Annotated in this window: 1 protein-coding gene; it reads right to left on the bottom strand. The window is 60.5% G+C overall.

The features are described from left to right. Positions 1 to 428 (bottom strand): cbb3-type cytochrome c oxidase subunit I (locus tag QIW53_RS27200; RefSeq protein ID WP_371052682.1); only part of this gene is annotated, 428 nt, incomplete at both ends.

Raw genomic sequence — 428 nt, 5'->3', positions numbered from 1 at the left:
CCGACTTGCTTGGGCACGAAGTAATACATCATGCCGAGAAAGCCGGTGGTGAGGAAAAAGCCCACGGCGTTGTGGCCGTACCACCACTGGACCATGGCGTCGGTGGCGCCGGAATACACCGGGTAGGACTTGAACCAGTCCACCGGGATCGACAGGTGATTGACCACGTGCAGCATGGCGATCACCACGATGAACGCGCCGAAGAACCAGTTGCCGACGTAGATGTGCCTGGTCTTGCGTTGCACCACGGTGGTGAAAAACACGATGGCGTAGGCGACCCAGACCACCGCCATCCACACCGCGCCGGAGAACTCGATCTCGGCGTATTCCTTGGTGGTGGTGTAGCCCAGCGGCAGGGTGACCAGCATGATCACGATCACCGATTGCCAGCCCCAGAAGGTGAAGGCGGCGAGGGTGTCGGAGTACAG

Source organism: Pseudomonas fluorescens (assembly GCF_041354075.1).
In the GTDB taxonomy this organism is placed as follows: Bacteria; Pseudomonadota; Gammaproteobacteria; order Pseudomonadales; family Pseudomonadaceae; genus Aquipseudomonas; species Aquipseudomonas fluorescens_CE.
This window is presented reverse-complemented; position numbering and strand designations above follow the sequence as displayed.